Annotated in this window: 21 protein-coding genes; 12 read left to right on the forward strand and 9 right to left on the reverse strand. The window is 35.1% G+C overall.

Features of this window, described 5'->3' with window-relative positions; translation table 11 throughout:
• Complete coding sequence (locus J4T76_RS09140) at positions 1 to 693, forward strand: DUF2461 domain-containing protein (RefSeq protein WP_267341916.1); 693 nt, start codon at positions 1 to 3, stop codon at positions 691 to 693.
• A gap of 15 nt (positions 694 to 708) precedes the next feature.
• Here the strand turns inward: J4T76_RS09140 and J4T76_RS09145 are convergent, their stop codons facing one another.
• Together J4T76_RS09145 and J4T76_RS09150 are read right to left on the reverse strand one after the other, a co-directional pair.
• Positions 709 to 1371, reverse strand: coding sequence for a MarC family NAAT transporter (locus tag J4T76_RS09145; RefSeq protein WP_267346233.1), 663 nt, complete (start codon positions 1369 to 1371; stop codon positions 709 to 711).
• 108 nt (positions 1372 to 1479) lie between these two features.
• Complete coding sequence (locus J4T76_RS09150) at positions 1480 to 2001, reverse strand: single-stranded DNA-binding protein (RefSeq protein ID WP_267341914.1); 522 nt, start codon at positions 1999 to 2001, stop codon at positions 1480 to 1482.
• 227 nt (positions 2002 to 2228) lie between these two features.
• On the opposite strand from J4T76_RS09150, the gene corA reads away from it, so the two are divergent.
• The 4 genes from corA (at position 2229) to J4T76_RS09170 (ending at position 5011) form a co-directional block, all read left to right on the forward strand.
• A complete protein-coding gene (gene corA / locus J4T76_RS09155) occupies positions 2229 to 3170 on the forward strand; it encodes a magnesium/cobalt transporter CorA (RefSeq protein WP_267341913.1) in 942 nt (313 codons plus the stop codon).
• A gap of 194 nt (positions 3171 to 3364) precedes the next feature.
• The gene (locus tag J4T76_RS09160) at positions 3365 to 4324 is read left to right on the forward strand and encodes a glucokinase (RefSeq protein ID WP_267341912.1); all 960 of its coding nucleotides are present in this window, start codon (positions 3365 to 3367) and stop codon (positions 4322 to 4324) included.
• A gap of 19 nt (positions 4325 to 4343) precedes the next feature.
• Positions 4344 to 4592, forward strand: coding sequence for a YcgL domain-containing protein (locus J4T76_RS09165; RefSeq protein WP_267341911.1), 249 nt, complete (start codon positions 4344 to 4346; stop codon positions 4590 to 4592).
• Positions 4589 to 5011 (forward strand): YcgN family cysteine cluster protein, encoded by a 423-nt coding sequence (locus J4T76_RS09170; protein ID WP_267341910.1) that lies wholly within the window; start codon positions 4589 to 4591, stop codon positions 5009 to 5011. Before J4T76_RS09165 ends, J4T76_RS09170 begins: the two co-directional genes overlap by 4 nt.
• Before the next feature lie 39 nt (positions 5012 to 5050).
• On the opposite strand, the gene J4T76_RS09175 is transcribed toward J4T76_RS09170, so the two are convergent.
• Both J4T76_RS09175 and J4T76_RS09180 read right to left on the reverse strand, forming a co-directional pair.
• On the reverse strand, positions 5051 to 5608 hold the full coding sequence (locus J4T76_RS09175; RefSeq protein ID WP_267346237.1) for a YggT family protein: 558 nt from the start codon (positions 5606 to 5608) through the stop codon (positions 5051 to 5053).
• A 37-nt stretch (positions 5609 to 5645) separates the two neighbouring features.
• Positions 5646 to 6347, reverse strand: a complete 702-nt coding sequence (locus J4T76_RS09180; protein WP_267341908.1) for a YggS family pyridoxal phosphate-dependent enzyme — start codon at positions 6345 to 6347, stop codon at positions 5646 to 5648.
• Between the two features lie 36 nt (positions 6348 to 6383).
• Here J4T76_RS09180 and J4T76_RS09185 point away from each other — a divergent pair, with 36 nt between their 5' ends.
• The 4 genes from J4T76_RS09185 to J4T76_RS09200 all read left to right on the forward strand — a co-directional run bounded on the left by J4T76_RS09185 (position 6384) and on the right by J4T76_RS09200 (position 9207).
• Positions 6384 to 7328: a type IV pilus twitching motility protein PilT gene (locus J4T76_RS09185; RefSeq protein WP_267341907.1), complete on the forward strand. Its 945-nt coding sequence runs from the start codon at positions 6384 to 6386 to the stop codon at positions 7326 to 7328.
• Positions 7329 to 7457: 129 nt separating this feature from the next.
• Positions 7458 to 8267 carry a pyrroline-5-carboxylate reductase gene (gene proC / locus J4T76_RS09190; RefSeq protein ID WP_267341906.1) on the forward strand — a complete coding sequence of 270 codons (810 nt, stop codon included), beginning with the start codon at positions 7458 to 7460 and terminating at the stop codon, positions 8265 to 8267.
• Between the two features lie 306 nt (positions 8268 to 8573).
• Positions 8574 to 8783: a transcription antiterminator/RNA stability regulator CspE gene (gene cspE / locus J4T76_RS09195; protein WP_267341905.1), complete on the forward strand. Its 210-nt coding sequence runs from the start codon at positions 8574 to 8576 to the stop codon at positions 8781 to 8783.
• Positions 8784 to 8937: 154 nt separating this feature from the next.
• Positions 8938 to 9207, forward strand: coding sequence for a DUF5339 domain-containing protein (locus J4T76_RS09200; RefSeq protein ID WP_267346239.1), 270 nt, complete (start codon positions 8938 to 8940; stop codon positions 9205 to 9207).
• 17 nt (positions 9208 to 9224) lie between these two features.
• On the opposite strand, the gene J4T76_RS09205 is transcribed toward J4T76_RS09200, so the two are convergent.
• From J4T76_RS09205 to J4T76_RS09215, 3 genes are all read right to left on the reverse strand, one after another.
• The gene (locus J4T76_RS09205) at positions 9225 to 9710 is read right to left on the reverse strand and encodes a thermonuclease family protein (protein WP_267346240.1); all 486 of its coding nucleotides are present in this window, start codon (positions 9708 to 9710) and stop codon (positions 9225 to 9227) included.
• Positions 9711 to 9983: 273 nt separating this feature from the next.
• The gene (gene fabA, locus J4T76_RS09210) at positions 9984 to 10505 is read right to left on the reverse strand and encodes a bifunctional 3-hydroxydecanoyl-ACP dehydratase/trans-2-decenoyl-ACP isomerase (RefSeq protein ID WP_267341901.1); all 522 of its coding nucleotides are present in this window, start codon (positions 10503 to 10505) and stop codon (positions 9984 to 9986) included.
• Between the two features lie 146 nt (positions 10506 to 10651).
• The gene (locus J4T76_RS09215; protein WP_416380584.1) at positions 10652 to 12232 is read right to left on the reverse strand and encodes an AAA family ATPase; all 1581 of its coding nucleotides are present in this window, start codon (positions 12230 to 12232) and stop codon (positions 10652 to 10654) included.
• 378 nt (positions 12233 to 12610) lie between these two features.
• Here J4T76_RS09215 and J4T76_RS09220 point away from each other — a divergent pair, with 378 nt between their 5' ends.
• On the forward strand, positions 12611 to 14386 hold the full coding sequence (locus tag J4T76_RS09220) for a DUF3413 domain-containing protein (RefSeq protein ID WP_267356164.1): 1776 nt from the start codon (positions 12611 to 12613) through the stop codon (positions 14384 to 14386).
• Between the two features lie 203 nt (positions 14387 to 14589).
• On the opposite strand, the gene lipA is transcribed toward J4T76_RS09220, so the two are convergent.
• Together lipA and lipB are read right to left on the reverse strand one after the other, a co-directional pair.
• Positions 14590 to 15549 carry a lipoyl synthase gene (gene lipA / locus J4T76_RS09225; RefSeq protein ID WP_267355115.1) on the reverse strand — a complete coding sequence of 320 codons (960 nt, stop codon included), beginning with the start codon at positions 15547 to 15549 and terminating at the stop codon, positions 14590 to 14592.
• Between the two features lie 18 nt (positions 15550 to 15567).
• Positions 15568 to 16185, reverse strand: coding sequence for a lipoyl(octanoyl) transferase LipB (lipB, locus tag J4T76_RS09230; protein WP_267341896.1), 618 nt, complete (start codon positions 16183 to 16185; stop codon positions 15568 to 15570).
• 377 nt (positions 16186 to 16562) lie between these two features.
• On the opposite strand from lipB, the gene aceE reads away from it, so the two are divergent.
• Positions 16563 to 19229 (forward strand): pyruvate dehydrogenase (acetyl-transferring), homodimeric type, encoded by a 2667-nt coding sequence (aceE, locus tag J4T76_RS09235; protein WP_267346241.1) that lies wholly within the window; start codon positions 16563 to 16565, stop codon positions 19227 to 19229.
• A gap of 12 nt (positions 19230 to 19241) precedes the next feature.
• Positions 19242 to 20852: a dihydrolipoyllysine-residue acetyltransferase gene (aceF, locus tag J4T76_RS09240; protein ID WP_416380583.1), complete on the forward strand. Its 1611-nt coding sequence runs from the start codon at positions 19242 to 19244 to the stop codon at positions 20850 to 20852.
• Positions 20853 to 20863: the final 11 nt, after the last annotated feature.

A 20863-nucleotide genomic window follows, 5' to 3' on the forward strand; every position in this document is an offset into this window, starting at 1 on the left:
ATGGCAAACTTTACTGGTTTTACGCAAGCAGGGCTCAATTTTCTACAAGATGCTTGGATCAACAATAGTAAACCGTGGTTTGAAGAGCACCGTGCAATTTATGACAACGATTTAATTAAACCTTTTCGCTTACTGGTCGAACAACTCACACCAGAAATGCTTAGTATTGATGAATGGTTTGAAACGCGCCCAGCGATTGGTAAAACGATATCGCGTATTCATCGTGATACGCGGTTTTCTAATGATAAATCCCTTTATCGCAGTCGTTTATGGCTAACATTTAAACGACCTAATCGTGATTGGAAAGAAGCGCCTGCTTACTTTTTTGAAATAACCCCAAGTAGTTATCAATATGGACTTGGTTATTATTGTTCTTCAAAACAGACAATGGATATTTTTCGACAAGAAATTCTTAATGATACGAATAATTTTCTAGATATGACTCGCTGCGTTAAAAAACCATTTGAATTGGTTGGTGAAAGTTATAAACGCCCATTAATTAAAGAACAAGATGAAAAGATCGCGACCTGGTACAACCGTAAAAATTTAGCTGTGATGGTAACAAACAATCATGTTGAAGATGTGCTAAATGAAGAATTACCTAAAAAATTGGCAAAAGGATTTAAACAGTTAGTTCCACTTTATGATTATTTAATGAGAGTGGAAATGATTAAAAATATCCCAAAACTTTGAATTTTATAATAAAAACTATATATTTGGGAAATTCATTACTAATTCTTTAATGCCATTAATAATAAATTGTGTACCTACACAAACTAACAAAAATCCCATAATTCTTGAGGTGGCTTCAATGCCACTTTTTCCCATAAATCGCATAATATTACCAGCACTACGCATACAAAACCATAGTATAATACATAATGATAAAGGAACCAGAATCGACGCAGCGTAAACAACCCAAGTTGAAATATCGTAGCCTCCGCTTTTAACTGTTGAAGACATACTAATGATCATTGCGATAGTTCCTGGACCTGCGGTACTTGGCATAGCTAGTGGCACAAAGGCAATATTATTGGAAACTTCTCTCTTTTTAGCATCTGCCTCAAGGGTCTTATGAGATGGCTGTTGAGGAAACAACATTCTAAAACCTATAATACCAACAATCATTCCTCCTGCTATACGTAAACCGGGAATAGATATTCCAAATGTATTCATCACCAGTTGTCCACAATAAAAGGAAACAACCATAATCAAAAACACATAAATACAAGTTAATTTTGATTGGTTATTACGTTCTTCATTGGTCATATCGCCAGATAAACCCAATAAAAGTACAACGGTGGTTAATGGATTAGTTAATGGGACAAAGAGAATTAAACCAAAGCCAACAGTTTGTAACAGTTCCAACATAGCTATATCTTCTATCCATTAGAAATTACAGCTAAGTATAAATGAAATAATTAAAAAATGATATATGGGCGCGTAGATTCACGCCCAAATTTAACAGTGGTAGTCATTTTAGAATGGAATATCGTCATCAAAATCCATTGGTGGTTCAGGTGCTTTAGGTTGTGGTGCTGGTACATTTTGATTGGGTTGACGAGATGACGCTGCGGGTGCCGATGACATATTATTAGCACTTTGCCCCCAATTATGAGAACCATCATCAAAATTATCATTACTATTTCCACGTGAACCTAGAATTTGTAAAGTTCCACCGATAGGATTAATTACTACTTCCGTTGTGTAACGATCTTGTCCTGATTGGTCTTGCCATTTTCGAGTTTGTAATTGTCCTTCAAGATAAACTTGAGTGCCTTTTTTAATGTATTCACCTGCAATTTCGGCTAATTTACCAAAAACGACAACTCGATGCCATTCAGTGCGATCACGGGTTTCTCCGGTTTGTTTATCTCTCCATGATTCTGAGGTTGCTACACTAAAATTAGCTACAGCATTTCCATTTGGCATGTAACGGACTTCGGGATCTTGTCCTAAATTACCAACTAAAATGACTTTATTTATTCCTCGGTTTGCCATTATAAACTCCTAAAAATTGCATAAGTATTTAAGTGGCATATTGTAACATGAGACAATAGTAATATCAGCGAATTTAATTTATTAATGGAATTTTTATCCCATTTTATAAATTTGTAAATATGTAGAAAGATTGGGTTAGACATAGGAATTTTTAGCCATAACGAGTATAATGCCTACCATTTGTTAAAGTATTGTTCTAAAACGTTCCCCTTACTACAGGAGTCCTTATGATTAATGCGTTTGGATTAAAAAACAAACAATTAGTAAAAATTAATGAAAGCGATATAAATAATGCGACTTGGGTTGATTTAATCGAACCAGAAGAAGCCGATCGCGATTTTGTTTTAACACATTTAGGACAAAACTTAGCAACGAGTATTGAATTAGACGACATCGAAGCGTCAGCTCGTTTTTTTGAAGACAATGAAGGCTTACATGTTCACTCATTTTTCTTTTATGAAGATGCAGAAGATCGAGCCGGTAACGCAACGGTTGCATTTACAGTACACAATGGTCGACTTTTTACTTTACGTGAACGTGATTTACCGGCTTTTCGTTTGTATCGAATGCGATCACGTTATCAGGGGATGATCGATGGGAACCCATACGAAGTATTACTTGACCTTTTTGAAGTTAAAGTTGAACAGTTAGCTGACCAAATTGAAAACATATATAGTGAGCTGGAAGAATTAAGTTTGATAATTATGGATCGTTCATCTCAAGAACATTACGATGAAGCAATTACATCATTGGCCGAACTTGAAGATACTGCATGGAAAGTTAGACTTTGTTTAATGGACAGTCAACGAGCAGTCAATTATCTTGTGCGTCGTGCGAAGATGCCAGTAGACCAATTGGAACAAGCTCGTGAAGTTATTCGCGATATTGAATCACTTGTTCCACATAATGAATCATTATTTCAAAAAGTAAATTTTTTAATGCAAGCTGCAACCAGCTTCATCAATATTGAGCAAAGTCGAATTATTAAAATATTTTCAGTTGTGTCTGTTGTATTTCTACCTCCAACTGTGGTGGCATCGGCTTATGGTATGAACTTTGAAAATATGCCAGAATTGAAATGGGAATATGGTTATCCATTTTCGTTAATCTTGATGTTACTCGCAGGGGTTGCACCTTATATTTATTTTAAACTTAAAAAGTGGCTATAAATCTTATTTACTTATAATAGTAAAATAATTATCTGCTGACTAGTTAGCAGAAGTGTTTATTGTGGTAATCATCAGTTAAAGGAATAAACTTAATGTAACTAGTTAATCATATTGCCAGTTTTGCTTTCTTTAATAAATGAATGTAATGCTTGTTTTTTTAAAGAAATGAATTAATTTTTACAGAAGGGAATAACATGAACCAACATGCACTAGTTACTGATATTGGTGGAACCAATGCCAGATTTGCACTTTATAATTTAGCAACTAACGAACTGTCAGCGATTACTAAAATTCCAATTTCAAAACACGATGTTTTATTAAATTTAATCAAAGAGTACTTACAAGCACAAACAGTCAAAATTGATTCAGCCTGCATCGCCATTGCTTGTCCGATAGGGGATGAAGATATTATCAATATGACAAACAATAATTTATCATTTTCACGGTCAGAACTGATTAAAGAATTAGGTTTGGTTAAACTTGAAGTCATTAATGATTTTACAGCTGTATCGACATCCATTCCTAAATTATCTAAACAAGATCTGGTCAAAATTGGTGGTGATGAGTCTAATTTAGATTATCCGATCGCAATTTATGGAGCGGGTACGGGACTTGGCGTATCGCATTTAATCAAGGTCAATGAACATTGGATCAGTCTGTCAGGAGAGGGGGGACATACTGAATTGCCCATGACGAACGAAGATGAAGATCGCATTTTAGCACAGCTACGGAAAAAATTTGGTCGTGTTTCTTCAGAACGCTTTTTATCAGGTAATGGCATTGTGAATATTTATCAAGCTTTATTACAAATTAATCATCAACCAGAAGAAGACATCACCCCCGATGTTATTGTTAAAAAAGCATTAGACAAAAGTTGCCCAATTTGTTTACAGACGCTTACCTATTTTTGTACGTTTATGGGGCGTTTTGGTGGTAATTTAGCTTTAACGCTTAATACGCAAGGTGGTGTTTATATTGCTGGGGGGATTGTACCGCGTTTTATTGAATTTTTTAAAGCATCCCCATTTAGATCAGCTTTTGAACATAAAGGTCGTATGTCATATTTAGTCAAAAAAATCCCAGTTTATGTGATAACACATGAAGATCCTGGTCTATTTGGCGCCGGTGTTTATTTACAAAATAGTCTTAAATAATTGAATAAGGTTCCATTCTATGATGTGGTGTTATATTTATCGAAGTACTAAAAAAGAAAATTGTTATTTATATATGGAAAATGAAAAGGATTTTTCAGCAATTCCTGAAAAAATAATGTCTATTTTTGGTTCTCCAGTGTTTGTAATGAAGGTACTACTCGATGGTAAACGCCAATTTGTGGTTGGTACTGCACAGGAAATAGAAGAAAGAATTAAAACGGAAGGATTTTTCTTACAAATGTTAAAAGAAGATGATTTTAAAGTATGATTGAGCCATTTTGGGAAAACAAAACTTTAGAACAAATGACCGATGATGAGTGGGAACAGCTTTGTGACGGCTGTGGTCAGTGTTGCTTAAACAAATTACAAGATGAAGATACAGGTCAAATATTATATACCAATGTTGCTTGCAATCTGCTTGATTCTAATACTTGCCAATGCAGGCATTATCATAATCGTTTTGCCTATGAACCGGATTGCATTAAGTTGACACGAGAAAATCTTCTCACTATAGAATGGTTGCCGTTGACCTGTACTTATCGTTATTTTTCAAAAACAGGACAACTGCCTCAATGGCATCCTCTGATAATGGGAAATAAAAAGCTTATGCATAAATTAAAAATTTCAGTTAAAAACCGAATTGTGTATGAAAAAGATGTGATTTGTTGGGAAGATCATATTCTTTAAAAAGGGAGCTGGTGCTCCCTTTTTTTCGTTTGAGATGATTTAGAGTAAAATCCATATGTAGCCCACAAGATCGAAAGCGAGCATATTCAAAAACATCAAAATAAATACAAAAATCATAAAGGAAATATCAATCATCCCAAGGGGAGGGACAATACGACGGATCGGAGCTATAAAGGGTTCGGTTAATTGAGTCAGTAACTCATCGGCTCCAGAATGTCCTCTGCTTACCCAACTGAGAATTGCTCGAAATAGTAATAACCAAAATAAAAGATGCCCTACAGCATGAACTATTGCAGCGACAGCATATAAAAGATATTCAATAGTAAATAGTGGAGCATTCGTTAAGTTAAAGTATAAAACAAAAATAATTTTGAGCACTGCAAGCAGATATAACAGAACCCATGTAGCTGTATCAACATGTCCAATTGACGGAATCACCTTACGTAATGGAGCAATAATAGGTTGGGTTATTTTAACAATAAATTGGGTGAAAGGATTATAGAAATTTACGCGTACACGTTGCATCCATAATCTTAAAATCAAAACATATAAACCAATGGTTAAAACGGTTTTCCCCAAAAAGAAAATCGATGTCATTTAAAATTCCTCAAAATAAAGATATTCGGTCAATATATCATAAATACTGCCGTGCACCAAAGATAGCCGTACCAATACGAACCATGGTGCTGCCCGCAATAATGGCTGCCTGCATATCACCACTCATGCCCATAGATAATGTGTCTAAAAATGGATAATCTTTCTGTAATGATTGTAAAAGTTTTTGCATCTTAGAAAACACATTAACTTGTTTATTAAAGTCATTTTCAATTTCAGGGATTGCCATTAGTCCACGTAAATTTAGATTAGGCAAGGTGACAATCTGATTAACTAAATCAGCAACCTCTTCAGGTTTTACCCCAGATTTACTGGCTTCTTGACTAATATTAACTTGAATCAACACATTCAATTTAGCCAAATTTGTGGGTCGTTGATCATTTAATCTTTGTGCTATTTTAAATCGATCGATGGTATGCATCCAATCGAAGTGTTCAGCAACCAATTTACTTTTATTCGATTGTAATGGACCTATAAAATGCCATATCAACTCATTGTTTGGCAGGTTTTTATTGAAATACTGAATCTTTTCAATACCCTCTTGGACATAATTTTCGCCAAAAACTAATTGACCTGCATCAATAGCCTCCATAATTTCCTCAACAGGTTTGGTTTTACTCACGGCAATAAGTTGTATTGTATTGGGATCTCTTTCGCACTTTTTAGCAATTCTTTCAATATCATTTTTAATGTTAAGTAAATTGTCTTGTACTGTATTCATGTTAATTCTCAAAGGATAATTAATAGGTAAAATTTAATGTTAAACTCAATGTTGGCACTTAGTGTAACGCAAAATGCGTCGGATTTGCACCTTTCAAGTGGTGAAGCGCCTTACGTTCGTATTAACGGACAATTACAGTTTTTAGTTGTTGATAAGCTTATACCAAATACTCTTGAAATGGCATTATTTCATTTAATGAATGAAACCCAAAAAAAAATTCTGAAGCAATATCAGCAAATAGATTTTGCTTATCACTTGCCTAAAGTAGGGCGATTTAGAGTGAATATTTTTTATCAGCACCGTGGTATTTCAGCCGTGTTTCGCGTGATCAATCATCGTATTCCTACGTTATCTGATATTGGTGCTCCTGCTATTTTTAGTGAGCTTGTAAAAAATGATTCAGGTATCATTCTTGTAACAGGATCAACGGGCAGTGGTAAATCCACTACTTTAGCTGCTTTAATTCAATACATTAATATAACAATAGCGAAACACATTATTACGCTTGAAGATCCTATAGAATATATCTATCAAAATGATAAATCATTAATTCAGCAACGTGAAATAGCTGACTTTGGTCAAACCATTGATAGTTTATTAAGACAAGATCCGGATATCATTTTGTTAGGCGAATTACGCAATAAATCATCAATTCAAGCCGCATTGACTGCCGCAGAAACAGGTCATTTGGTTTTTGCTACTTTGCATACTAACTCAGCGATACAAAGTATTAATCGAATTGTTGATGTTTTTGAAGATCATTGTCGCGATTTTGTTCGCAGTCAACTTGCTAACTGCCTAAAAGCCATCATAAGCCAAAAGTTAATATGTCATAATAATGAACGTAAAGCCCTTTTTGAAATATTGATTAATACTCCTGCAATCAGTAATTTAATTAATGAAGGTAAGAGCAAACAAATTTTATCCCTTATGCAAACAGGCCAACAATATGGTATGCAAGTGATGCCAGACAGTTTTTAATAAAGTTTAAAAGTTGAATGATGTAATATTACTACTTCAATCCAGAATGATTGCAAAAGATAAATTTTGAGTTTTAGCTAAAAAATAATCTATAATCAATTTTATTGACATTGATAGGAGTATAAAAAAATGGAACAACGTATTGGTTTAATTGGCTTAGGTAATATGGGAAATGCTATATTACAAGGTATTTTAGGAAGCAATATTGTATCGGGAACGCAGATTTATATCTATGATACTCATCCGGAAAAAGGAGAAGAATTAAATAAATCTCACGGAATAAATAATTTAGCTTCAGCAAGAGAGGTAGCTCGAGAATCCGATATTGTTTTTGTAGCCGTAAAACCTAATGTAATTATTGATGTTCTCAATGATATTCAAAAAGAATTAAAAAAGAATACCATTGTTGTCTCAATAGCGGCTGGTGTGACAATTAAAACGATTGCGAAAAGCATTGGTTATGAGCAAAAAATTATTCGTGTGATGCCAAATACACCAGCTCTAGTAAATGCTGCTATGTGCTCTATTACTCCTAATACTGAAGTTACAAATGAAGAGTTAACAACAGTACAAGAATTATTGAATTGTATCGGTGAAACTGAAGTTGTGTCAGAATATTTAATTGATGCAGTTATTGGAGCAAGCGGTTCTTCTCCAGCGTTTGTTTTTATGTTCATTGAAGCTTTAGCGGATGGCGCAGTTAAAGGAGGATTATCCAGAAAACAAGCCTATAAATTTGCTGCTCAAGCTGTTATGGGATCTGCAAAATTATTGCTTGAAACAGGTAAGCACCCTGGTGAGCTTAAAGATATGGTCTGTTCTCCGGCCGGTACGACTATTGAAGGTGTCCATGCATTAGAACAAAAAGGGTTTAGAGCGGCGGTTATTGACGCAGTTGAAGCAACAATAAAAAAATCTCAATCAATGGCTGAAAACTAATATACTTAAATAAATTATACTATTACAATGTAAATCTAACCTTATAAATTATTTTGTTTTGCTATTGTGAATAATTATTTTAAAAGATCGCTTGCATTAGTTATCTATTTATGAGTAAATAGGCTCCAGCATATGACATGCGGATTTATTTTGTAACATTTAGATATATGTAGTTGTAGTTTACTTTAAGTCAGGTATTGGTTTTCTTCAGTCTCTTCTTATCAGTGTTAATAAGTAGTCTAAGTTTTATGTTTTATGAGTATAGCCTTAATAGGTTAAGATTAATTTATTTATAGGAAGATTATTATGTCTAAGATTACTGGTCAAGTAAAATGGTTCAACGAAAGTAAAGGTTTTGGTTTTATTTCTCCTGCTGATGGTAGTAAAGATGTGTTTGTACATTTCTCTGCAATTACTGGTGATGGATTCAAAACATTAGGTGAAGGTCAACAAGTAGAATTTTCTATTCAAGATAGCCCACGTGGTCCTGCTGCAGCAGACGTTTCTGTGATCTAATCTTCATCTCTTATCTTATCAGTAAACCATTACTGGTAAGATAGATACTAGTCATCTGCGTTATAGTCTAAATCTTCTCTTTTTTTCCGCAAAAAATCACAAATTATCATTTTAGTAAAAATTTTAATAATTATTAAATCATAAAGGGAAAACAATGAAAAAGTTAATATTAACATTAACTATGGTCATGTTGAGTTGCTGTTCTGCTGCAACAGCGGATACAACAGAATCATGTAAAGTATATTTCGATAAAGTAGAAAGCATTTATAAAAATGTGCCTGAAAATTCCTTCAATAAAGAAATCATTGAAATAATAAAACAAAACCTCGAGAAAGCAAAACAAGAAATTATTGCTATGCCAGAAGATAAACAAATTGAAGCTTGTGCTCAAGGTTTAGCGATACTTAAACAGATCGAAAAATAGAATTTTGCTAGAAGAATTTAACGGTTGTTATTACGCCGAAAATCCCAAGGGGCTATTGGTTTTTCATCTTTCCATAGTCCTTTTTTGCTTTGTCTAGCCTTTTCTTCGATGTTCACCATGAGTTTATTGTTGGCCATACCTTTATACCGATAAGCCCAAGCATAGCCACTTTCAACCATTTTAGTATTAATATTTACTTTATTTAAGAAAATAGTGCCTAATGTTCTTTTATACATATCTTTTTTGCTTGACTTAACAAACACTCTTTTACCGGCGATAAGTGAGGCTAAATATTGTTTCGACTTATTGCCATATGCCTGATTGCTTTCGGGTGCATCAATATCAAGTAAACGGACTCGAATTTTTTGTTTCTTAATAGTTAATATATCAACTGTATCGCCATCAATAACTTTGATTACTTTACCATTAACATCAGCGTAAACAAAACTATTTAAAAATAAAGATAAAAGAATAAAAATAATAAAACGTTTTAAGAAAATCATAAATTGTACAGGATTAACAGGGTTAGATATTAAAATCAGATAAGCAGAGTGATGAGTTAGCGTTATGACTTATTGAAAGTGACAATGCGTTTTGCGTTATGGTGAAAATGTCTTTCAATCTGTTATAAGACATCAACAATATAATAAAAAATTTTATTATATTGCATCAATAAAGCATAACCATGATGACAATAACTTATAAAGCTAACTAAATAGATTTGGTATTCTATTCTTACATTATAAGTAAATATAAGAATAGATATTCAAATTAACTTAAAATTCACTTGTATCTTTAAAAAGCCCCACTTTTAAATCTGATGCTTCGTAAATTAACTTACCATCAACAAAAACTTCACCATCGCCAATCCCCATAATTAATTTACGATTAATCACGCGTTTAAAATGAATTTTATAAGTCACTTTTTTATTAATTGGAAGTATTTGTCCTTTAAATTTAACTTCGCCTACTCCTAAAGCACGACCTTTACCTTTACCGCCAATCCAACCTAAATAAAACCCGACTAATTGCCACATAGCATCAAGACCAAGACAACCAGGCATTACCGGATCATTTTTGAAATGACATTTAAAAAACCATAAATCAGGGTTAATATCAAGTTCTGCTTCGACATAACCTTTACCAAAATTACCACCATCTTCATTCATTTCAATTACACGATCCATCATTAACATTAAATCAGATGGTAATGGTGGACCATCATGACCAAATAGTTGACTGTTGCCTGACTTAATCAGATCTGCTTTATCATACGAAGATTTACGTTCAAATGTCATAAAAAAAACCTTTTATCAAATGTAATTACATGCGTGGCAAATATAATAAAATTATTTAGCGCCATGCTTAAAAACCCCAAAAGCGAGTAATACACTTCATTTAAACCAATTAATCAATGAAATGCTGAGATAAAGTTTATTGCGTATTACTGTTTTTTGCAATATTTTTGCAATTTTTTCAGCCAACTATCGTGTTTTTTTTCTTGTATTAATACTGATTGCATACGCGCATGTATCAGTTTATATAAGTTGATGCTACTGTTATCTTTATAAGGTATTCCTGTAAGCAGATAAAGTGCATCAGCGATATGCTCAACTGTCCAAATTGAGAACTGCTTTTGTTCAATTGCTTCAATAACCTCATCATTTAAACTTAAATGACGTTGATTCGTTGCAGGGATAATCACACCTTGTCGTCCAGTTAAGCCTTGATGTCTACAAACAGCAAAAAAACCTTCAATTTTTTCATTCACACCACCAATGGATTGTACATGACCAAACTGATCCACTGATCCAGTTACTGCCAGTTGCTGATCTATGGCCTGACCCGATAAGGCGCTAATGATTGCACAAAGTCCAGCAAGTGATGCACTATCGCCATCTATTTCATTGTAAGATTGTTCAAAAACCAATGAAGTAGAAAAAGGAATTTGGTGATTAATAGCAAATTCAGACATGATAAAAGCTTGCATAATCATCATTCCTTTGCAATGGATATTACCCGCTAAATCCGTTTTACGTTCAATATCAATTAACTCTCCATCACCCAAATGAATAAGACAACTTAAACGTGCTGGCTCTCCAATTGCTTTTGGATACCCAGGATATTCAATCACAGATAAACCGTTAATTTGACCCACAACATGATCTTTTGTGTTAATCATGATTTGATTAGTAAAGATTTCATCATGTAATCTTTCTTGCAAATAAGCTTCATGCCAGAATTTTTGTTCGATTGCTTGAGTAATAGCGAATTCGTTTATAGTATCATCTTGTGCATAATGGGTTGCATTTACCAAAACAGAATGAACCCAATCCACTGAAAGAGGTAAATAATATTGATCACCTGTATAGCGTGTTGCTTCTTTGTAAAGTTTGCCAAGCGCTGAATTATCGATATTAAGCAGCTGATGGCTGTCAGCAATAAATCTCAAAAAATCGATCCATTGATTAATGTCTTGTGATGATTTTATTGGTAATTCATTCTCATATTCAGTATATATTGAGGTTGCATAAAATTCTGGTTCAAAATCTTGTAACTCAGCTAAGCTTAATCTATCACCAACCAAAATAACCCGTAAATCAAGGGGCATTGAAGGTATAGACAACGGTAGAGGATGTGATTCATCAGACGAAAACCATTCAAACTCCTGCTTAATGACCATTTGTTTTAATTTTGTCCAAAGCTCTGGTTGGTTAAGTAATGAACGCAGCCCCAAAATTAAAATGCCACCATTCACTTGATGAACTAAACCAGCTTGTAGTTTGATTTGACCATTTTCAGGTTGTCTGACACAACCAAATAGCTTTTCAAAATCAACAGCCGAAACAGCTAAACAACTGTCTTGAACGGCAAAATTATCTTGTCTGCTTTTCGCTTTGCTCAGCGTAATTTTATTTTCATTGAAAAAATAGCTATAACCTAATTCTGATGTTGATAAATCAGATTTAACTGCTTTCGCTAATAAAGAAAATAAAAGCTCACTTTCTGGTGCTTTTAATAGCATAAATCGTGGACTGTAATTTGCTCTTTTATGCGGGCATAATAATGATAAAGCCGAAGCAATGCGAGGTTGCCATTTAAGTAAATGACCTGTTCTATCAGATACGGATCGGGTTGTATCTCCTTGTGTACTCAGTGCATAAATTTTTGCTAAATCGGGTTGGATCTGTTGTGATTTGAGTTGTGTAATTGCCAAAATTATAATCTTTATTGTTAGCTAAATCGATCCGAGAATTATAACAAGTATCGATTATAACGCCAACAAATTACCTAAATCTTTATGCTAACGAATAAAAAAATTACAGAAAGATTTTTTAAAATCAGGTAAACTATATCACAAATTAATAGGTACTTACCATCTCATCATTACCAACGATTAAATATGCTCAAACTTAAAAGTAACCACTTCAAAGATGAACAGACCACTCAAATTGTCAGTTGGGGGCATTGGTTTACCTTGTTTAATATCTTTGTCGTAATTGCTTTAGGTAGTCAATATTTATTTATTGCTGATTGGCCGCGTACTTTTATGGGGCGATTTTATGCCATTATTAGTGCAATTGGTCACTTCAGTTTTTTAACGTTTATTGCTTATCTAATCTTACTCTTTCCCTTAAGCTTTTTTATTCGTTCGGCTTGTTGGCAACGAATGATAGCCATAATCATTGCTACCTCAGGTATTGCATTACTTCTAATTGATATTGAAGTATTTTCGCAATTTAGAATGCATCTTAATTTATCAATTTGGCAACTGTTAACAACGAAAAATGGTTCATTTTTAAGTACTAACCTAATTATTGTTCCATTTATTTTGCTTTTAGAAATATTGTTTGCAGTATGGAGCTGGAAAAAATTACGCAGTTTAAGTAAACGAAAACGCTTTGCGAAACCTATTGTCATTGTGTTTATGCTGAGTTTTGTCTCTTCCCACCTAATTCATATTTGGGCAGATGCCAACTTTTACCGACCAATAACCATGCAACGGTCTAGTTTGCCTCTTTCTTATCCGCTGACTGCTCGGCATTTTCTTGAGCGTTATGGCTTTATTGATGAAAGTGACTACCGTAATCGTATTACTCAAGAAGGGAATCCGTTTGCGCTTACCATTGAATATCCTTTAGATCGTATTACATTTGACGATACACAATTATCGAAAAAAAATGTACTTATGATAGTTATTGATGGTTGGAATTATAGTTTACTGACAGAAAATATGCCGTGGTTAAGTGACTTTGCTAAAAATAATATTTACTTCAATAATAATTATGGTACAAGTAATCAAGCCTATTTAAACGATTTTTCACTATTTTATGGTTTGGATCCCAATTATTACAACAGCATATTAACCAGTCATAAAACATCTACGCTTTTTGATGTAGTGAATAAACAGCACTATAATTTAGGATTATTTTCAACAAGTGGATTTGCTGAGCCGCTTTATCATTATGCTTTATTATCTAACTTTACCTTACCCGATCCAAAAAATAAGAATAACAAACAGACAACGGATAATTGGATCACATGGTACGATAAACAAAGTAAGTTAGACAATCATGCGCCACTGTTTTCGATTATTCAATACTCGGTTGGTAACAAAAATAAAAAAATGTCCTTATCGGAATTAGAATCCAATGCGACCAAACTCGATCAGTGTTTGAAATCAATAATTGATCATTTAAAATTGTCTAATCTATTTGCTGACACCATTATTGTCATTACGGGCACTAACGACCTAAAAATTGATAAAGTTAAAAAAACAGTTTCACGTAATGATGGTAATAACTTTAATCGAGAATATCTAAAAGTACCATTAATTATTTCCTGGCCGGATAAAGAAAATATCGAATATCACCATGTTACTTCACAAACCGATATATTGCGGACATTGATGCAAGATGCATTCAATGTCACAACGCCACCACAGCAATACAGCCAAGGTAAAAATTTATTTAATCAAACCTCTAAACCGTGGATCGTTGCGGGAAGTGAAAGTAAGATTGCGGCACTTTATGATGATAAAACCATAGTGATTGATGAATACGGTCGTTCCAAAGTTTATGATCTGACGGATAAATTATTAAAAGATGAAAAAATTAGTTTGCCAATATTTTTACAAATTGTCACCGAAAACCGCCGATTTATGGTGGTCGATAACTAACGTTACTTGATTTATTTATTATATTTTATCATCATAAAAATGAATTAGTACACATTTTGCTCAAAAAACTCAAATAAGAACATTTTGTATTAATCTGCTAGGATGACCGATATATAAAATTAGATGATATAACGGTCATCATCATCGAAAAATGACAGCCTAATATAAGCATGATTTTTTTAAAATCAATTGCCAAATTTTGCCTATTTCACTTCTTTTCCCATCGCTTGTAAATCGGCATGATAAGAGGAACGAACAAATGGTCCACAGGCAGCATGAGTAAATCCCATACTTAAAGCAATCTGTTTGAGTTCGTCAAATTCTTCCGGTGACACATAACGCTTAACTGGTAAGTGGTACTTACTTGGTTGTAAATATTGACCAAGCGTTAACATGGTTACCCCATGACTTCGTAAATCTTTAAGAACCTGAATTAACTCTTCATTCGTTTCTCCAAGACCAACCATTAAACCTGACTTGGTCGGAATATCGGGATGCTTTTCTTTGAATGCCGATAGTAATTTAAGGGAGCCTAAATAATTGGCACCAGGTCGAATTTCTTTATATAACCGTGGAATGTTCTCTAAATTGTGATTAAAAACATCAGGTGGATTATCGCTTAATACTTCAATTGCCTCGTCGATACAACCGCGAAAATCGGGTGTAAGCGTTTCAACTTTAATAGTGGGGCTAAATGCACGAATTTCCCGTGTACAATCGGCAAAATGGCTTGCTCCGCCATCTTTTAAATCGTCACGATCTACTGAGGTGATCACTACATAACGCAATTTCATCTCTTTAATGGTTTGAGCGAGTTTACTCGGTTCTTCTCGATCGGGTGGTAATGGGCGCCCATGGGCAACATCACAAAATGGACATCGACGCGTACAGATATCCCCTAAAATCATAAAAGTGGCTGTACCATGATTGAAACATTCCGCGAGATTAGGGCAAGACGCTTCTTCACACACAGAATGTAAGCCATGTTTGCGCATGGTACTTTTAATATGAGCGATATTAGTGGAATGAACAGGTATTTTAATTTTCATCCATTCAGGTTTTTTTAATGGTGCCGCATCTTCTAAGGTAACGGTCGGAATAAGTCGTGTTTTATCCGCATCTCGATATTTTGAACTTCTGACTATAGTTTCATTATTTTGCATAATAGATATCTTATTAGATTAGTTTGTTAACAGATTGATAAAATTATTGGTTAACAGGTGTTTTAATTCAGAACGATTAATTTGTGGGACAAATTCTTTTAATTGCGTCATCTGCAATCCAGCGTAACCACAAGGATTGATGTTTTTAAATGGTGCCAAATCCATATCGATATTTAATGCAAGCCCATGCAAAGTGCATCCTCGTTTGATATGTAATCCTAAAGAGCAGATCTTTTTATGATTAATATACACACCCGGAGCCTCCGCTTTGGCATAAGACATAATAGCATAATGTGCCAAAGTTTGAATGACGGATTTTTCTAAACAGTGAACAATATCACGAATACCTATTTTACGACGTTTTAAATCAAATAAGATATACATAATTTGCTGACCTGGTGCATGATAGGTAATTTGTCCACCACGATCGGTTGCTACAACCGGAATGTCAGATTGATGCAATAAATGTTCTGGTTTGCCTACTTTGCCTTGAGTAAAAATGGGATAGTGTTCAACTAGCCATATTTCATCAGGCGTTTGTTCATTGCGATTGAGCGTAAAGTCATGCATGGCTTGGTAGGTTTGCATGTAGGGTTGAGTATCTAACTCTCTAATTATAATATTGTTTATCATCATAATATTTTTCGCTCTAAGCAAATTTTAATTTTAGTAAATTAACTTCTATATATCAGATTTTACTATAGCTTGACAACACATAGGCAAACACGGTATAACCAAGCATAGTATTTCTTGCAATTCTATGTTTCTTAAATTTGATTTATATCATATAATTAACTTTTTTTTTACATATTAATTGAAATAGTTGATTAATTTGATAGGAATTAACATTCCTTTCTAACCAATTGTCTGCTTTACTTTTTTTTGGAAAATGGCAGACTTATGTTCATGAAGCTCCGTAATGCAGAGTTGAAGCTTGTAAAGTTAGTTATAGTTTTGACTGTAGCTAAGGATGGCAAATCCTGCATTTTTATAACAAAAAAAGAGGTTTTTATATGTCGGACATGCAAATGAATGATATCGATCCTGTTGAAACGCAAGATTGGCTCAAGAGTCTTGATTCAATCATCCGTGAAGAAGGAATCGAACGCGCTCAGTACATTATTGAACAAATCGTCAATAAGGCAAAAGAAGGAGGGGTTCCTTTACTTTTTGGTTCTTCAACAAGTAATTATATTAATACCATTCCAGTAGAAGAACAGCCAGCGTATCCGGGCGATTGGGAAATAGAAAGACGTATCCGTTCCATCGTACGTTGGAATGCAATTATGATGGTGTTAAGAGCATCTAAAAAGGATTTAGAGCTTGGTGGTCATATGGCATCATTCCAATCCGCAGCAACTTTTTATGAAGTCTGTTTTAACCACTTTTTTAGAGCTCGAAATGATAAGGACGGTGGTGATTTAGTTTATTTCCAAGGTCATATTTCCCCAGGTATCTATTCAAGAGCATTTATCGAAGGTCGTTTGACTGAAGAACAACTTGATAATTTCCGCCAAGAAGTACATGGCAAAGGTCTTCCATCTTATCCGCATCCTAAATTACTCCCTGAATTTTGGCAATTCCCGACAGTTTCAATGGGATTAGGACCAGTTAGTGCTATTTATCAAGCACGATTCTTAAAATATTTAAATCACCGCGGTTTAAAAGATACAACAGAACAAACTGTTTATGCTTTCTTAGGTGATGGTGAAATGGATGAACCTGAATCTAAAGGTGCGATTACCGTTGCCACTCGTGAAAAACTCGATAACTTAGTTTTTGTTATCAACTGTAACTTACAACGTTTAGATGGCCCAGTGACAGGTAATGGTAAAATCATCAATGAATTAGAAGGTGTTTTTGCTGGTGCAGGTTGGAATGTTATCAAAGTTATTTGGGGCGATCGTTGGGATAAACTTCTCCAAAAAGATAAATCTGGTAAGTTAGTAAGATTAATGAACGAAACGCTGGATGGTGATTACCAAACCCTGAAATCAAAAGATGGTGCTTATGTACGTGAGCATTTCTTTGGTAAATACCCTGAAACAGCAGAATTAGTAAAAGATATGTCTGATGAAGAAATTTTCAGACTTAATCGTGGTGGTCAAGACCCATCCAAAATGTTTGCTGCTTTCATGCGTGCAAAAGAAACTAAAGATCGACCGACAGTTATTTTAGCGCATACTATTAAAGGTTATGGTATGGGTGAAGCTGCAGAAGCGAAAAATATTGCTCATCAAGTGAAAAAAATGAATATGGATGGTGTGCGTCATGTACGTGATTTCTTCAATATTCCAGTTACCGATGATGCATTAGAAAAATTACCTTATATTAAATTTGAAGAACATACACCTGAATACAAATATATTCATGAACGCCGTAACGCTTTACATGGTTATGTTCCGTCAAGATTAACTCATTTTTCAGGTACTGTCTCAATTCCTTCATTAACGGAGTTTGCTCCATTACTTGAGGCACAAACTAAAGAAATTTCAACCACCATTGCTTTTGTACGAGCGCTTAATATCATGTTAAAAGATAAAGAATTGGCACCACGTCTGGTACCAATTTTAGCTGATGAAGCTCGTACGTTTGGTATGGAAGGTCTATTCCGCCAAATCGGTATTTATAATCCGCATGGTCAACAATATACGCCACAAGATAGAGAACAAGTGGCCTATTATCGTGAAGATGAAAAAGGACAAATCCTACAAGAAGGGATTAATGAATGTGGTGCTACTGCATCATGGATTGCGGCAGCAACATCTTACAGTACTAATGATTACCCAATGATTCCATTTTACATCTACTACTCAATGTTTGGTTTCCAACGTATTGGTGATTTGATGTGGGCAGCAGGTGATCAGCAAGCGCGTGGCTTTATGATTGGTGGTACTTCTGGCCGTACAACCTTAAATGGTGAAGGGTTACAACATCAGGATGGTCATAGCCATATTCAAGCTTTAACAATTCCAAACTGCATATCTTACGATCCGGCTTATGCTTATGAAGTTGCTGTTATTATGCAAGATGGTTTACGTCGTATGTACGGTGAACAAGAAAACGTTTATTACTATATTACGACACTAAATGAAAACTATGCACAACCTGCAATGCCTGAAGGTGCGGAAGAGGGTATCCGTCGTGGTATCTATAAATTGGATACCGTTCAAGGTCAAAAAGGGAAATCAACCGTTCAATTATTGGGTTCAGGCTCTATTTTACGTCATGTTCGTGATGCGGCGGAGATATTAGCAAAAGAGTATGGCATTGGTTCGGATATCTACAGTGTAACGTCATTCACTGAACTTGCTCGTGATGGTCAAGATTGTGAACGTTACAACATGTTGCATCCAAGTGAAACGCCAAAAGTACCTTATGTGGCACAAGTGATGAATAATAATCCAGCCGTTGTTTCAACCGATTATATGAAACTGTTTGCAGAACAGATTCGTGGTTTTGTACCAGCTGAAAATTATCGTGTATTAGGAACGGATGGTTTTGGACGCAGTGATAGCCGTGAAAATTTACGTCATCATTTTGAAGTTGATGCTTCTTATGTTGTCATTGCTGCATTGGGTGAACTTGCTAAACGTGGTGATATTGAAGCCAGTGTTGTTGAAGACGCGATCAAAAAGTTCGAGATCAATGCCGATAAACTCAACCCACGTATTGCATAAGAGGTAACAAGAATGAGTATTGAAATTAAATTGCCTGATATCGGTAATGATGAAGTTGAAGTTACCGAAATTTTAGTAAAAGTGGGTGATAAGGTCTCTGTTGATGATAACATCATGACTGTTGAAGGTGATAAAGCCTCAATGGAAATTCCCGCTCCACAAGCTGGGATTGTTAAATCGATCATTGTAAAAGTGGGTGATAAAGTTAAAACTGGTGTGGACATCATGGTCTTTGATGAAGAGGGCGGCGCCGCTGCACCAGCTCCGCAAACCGCAGCACCAAAAGTTGAAGCCACGCCGACGACTTCATCTGTTAGTCAAATTGTTGATGTCAATGTTCCTGACATTGGGGGTGATGAGGTCGAAGTTACCGAAATTTCAGTCAAAGTAGGTGATACTGTTGCAATTGATGACAATATTATCACCGTTGAGGGTGATAAAGCCTCAATGGAAATTCCTGCACCTGTTGCAGGGGTAGTTAAAAATATTATCATTAAAGTGGGTGATAAAGTTAAAACAGGTTCCAAAATTATGGAATTTGAAACAACCACAGCAACTTCACCTGCGGCTATTAGTACAGCACCTGCGACAATACCTACTTCAAGTCCATCTGCATCAACAACTGCGGTTTCGGTATCGCCGACTGCGCCAACCACTGCACCAGCATCAGTACCCTCTACCTCTGGCAATGATTTTGTTGAAAACGATGCCTATGCGCATGCCACACCGTCAGTACGTCGCTTAGCGCGTGAATTTGGTGTTAATTTAGCTAAAGTCACACCGACAGGACCAAAAAATCGTATTTTACGTCAAGACATTCAAACGTATGTTAAAAATGCGGTTAAACAAGTGGAAAGTGGCGTTGCGGGTGGTGCTTTACCTGGCTTATTACCTTGGCCAAAAGTTGATTTTAGCAAATTTGGTGAAATAGAAAGCTTACCATTGACCAAAATTCAAAAAGTATCGGGAGCTAATTTACATCGTAACTGGGTAATGATCCCTCATGTAACCGAGTTTGATGAGTCAGACATTACCGATCTTGAAGTATTCCGTAAACAACAAAATGCCGAAGCAGAGAAGAAAAAACTCGATCTTAAAATCACACCACTGGTCTTTATCATGAAAGCGGTAGCCAGCGCATTAACAGCGTACCCACGTTTTAACAGCTCGCTATCTGAAGACGCACAAACACTAATTATCAAAAAATACATTAATATTGGCGTAGCGGTTGATACACCAAATGGTCTTGTTGTGCCAGTATTTAAAGATGTGGATAAAAAAGGTATTGTTGAGCTTTCTCGTGAACTTGCAGAAATTTCCAAAAAAGCACGCGATGGCAAATTAACCGGTAGTGATATGCAAGGCGGTTGCTTTACCATTTCTAGCTTAGGAGGAATTGGTACTACTTCATTTACGCCAATTGTGAACGCGCCTGAAGTAGGCATTTTAGGTGTTTCTCGTTCTAGCATGAAACCAATTTGGAACGGCAAAGAGTTTACGCCTCGCTTAATGTTGCCATTATCATTATCTTTTGATCACCGCGTGATCGATGGTGCAGATGGTGCACGCTTCCTAAGTCATATTGTTAACGTCTTATCCGACTTACGTCGTTTAGTGATGTAGTGGGAGGAACA

It is taken from the genome of Gilliamella sp. B3022 (assembly GCF_028751545.1).
In the GTDB taxonomy this organism is placed as follows: Bacteria; Pseudomonadota; Gammaproteobacteria; order Enterobacterales; family Orbaceae; genus Gilliamella.

Coding starts and splice junctions, on each gene's coding strand:
- J4T76_RS09175 (WP_267346237.1), bottom strand. CDS start 5,608: ATGACATCGATTTTCTTTTTGGGGAAAACCGTTTTAACCATTGGTTTA.
- J4T76_RS09180 (WP_267341908.1), bottom strand. CDS start 6,347: ATGAATACAGTACAAGACAATTTACTTAACATTAAAAATGATATTGAA.
- fabA (WP_267341901.1), bottom strand. CDS start 10,505: ATGACATTTGAACGTAAATCTTCGTATGATAAAGCAGATCTGATTAAG.
- aceF (WP_416380583.1), top strand. CDS start 19,242: ATGAGTATTGAAATTAAATTGCCTGATATCGGTAATGATGAAGTTGAA.
- proC (WP_267341906.1), top strand. CDS start 7,458: ATGGAACAACGTATTGGTTTAATTGGCTTAGGTAATATGGGAAATGCT.
- J4T76_RS09145 (WP_267346233.1), bottom strand. CDS start 1,371: ATGTTGGAACTGTTACAAACTGTTGGCTTTGGTTTAATTCTCTTTGTC.
- lipB (WP_267341896.1), bottom strand. CDS start 16,185: ATGATGATAAACAATATTATAATTAGAGAGTTAGATACTCAACCCTAC.
- J4T76_RS09150 (WP_267341914.1), bottom strand. CDS start 2,001: ATGGCAAACCGAGGAATAAATAAAGTCATTTTAGTTGGTAATTTAGGA.
- lipA (WP_267355115.1), bottom strand. CDS start 15,549: ATGCAAAATAATGAAACTATAGTCAGAAGTTCAAAATATCGAGATGCG.
- J4T76_RS09140 (WP_267341916.1), top strand. CDS start 1: ATGGCAAACTTTACTGGTTTTACGCAAGCAGGGCTCAATTTTCTACAA.
- J4T76_RS09170 (WP_267341910.1), top strand. CDS start 4,589: ATGATTGAGCCATTTTGGGAAAACAAAACTTTAGAACAAATGACCGAT.
- J4T76_RS09185 (WP_267341907.1), top strand. CDS start 6,384: ATGTTAAACTCAATGTTGGCACTTAGTGTAACGCAAAATGCGTCGGAT.
- J4T76_RS09205 (WP_267346240.1), bottom strand. CDS start 9,710: ATGATTTTCTTAAAACGTTTTATTATTTTTATTCTTTTATCTTTATTT.
- J4T76_RS09160 (WP_267341912.1), top strand. CDS start 3,365: ATGAACCAACATGCACTAGTTACTGATATTGGTGGAACCAATGCCAGA.
- cspE (WP_267341905.1), top strand. CDS start 8,574: ATGTCTAAGATTACTGGTCAAGTAAAATGGTTCAACGAAAGTAAAGGT.
- J4T76_RS09220 (WP_267356164.1), top strand. CDS start 12,611: ATGCTCAAACTTAAAAGTAACCACTTCAAAGATGAACAGACCACTCAA.
- J4T76_RS09165 (WP_267341911.1), top strand. CDS start 4,344: ATGATGTGGTGTTATATTTATCGAAGTACTAAAAAAGAAAATTGTTAT.
- corA (WP_267341913.1), top strand. CDS start 2,229: ATGATTAATGCGTTTGGATTAAAAAACAAACAATTAGTAAAAATTAAT.
- aceE (WP_267346241.1), top strand. CDS start 16,563: ATGTCGGACATGCAAATGAATGATATCGATCCTGTTGAAACGCAAGAT.
- J4T76_RS09215 (WP_416380584.1), bottom strand. CDS start 12,232: ATGCTATTAAAAGCACCAGAAAGTGAGCTTTTATTTTCTTTATTAGCG.
- J4T76_RS09200 (WP_267346239.1), top strand. CDS start 8,938: ATGAAAAAGTTAATATTAACATTAACTATGGTCATGTTGAGTTGCTGT.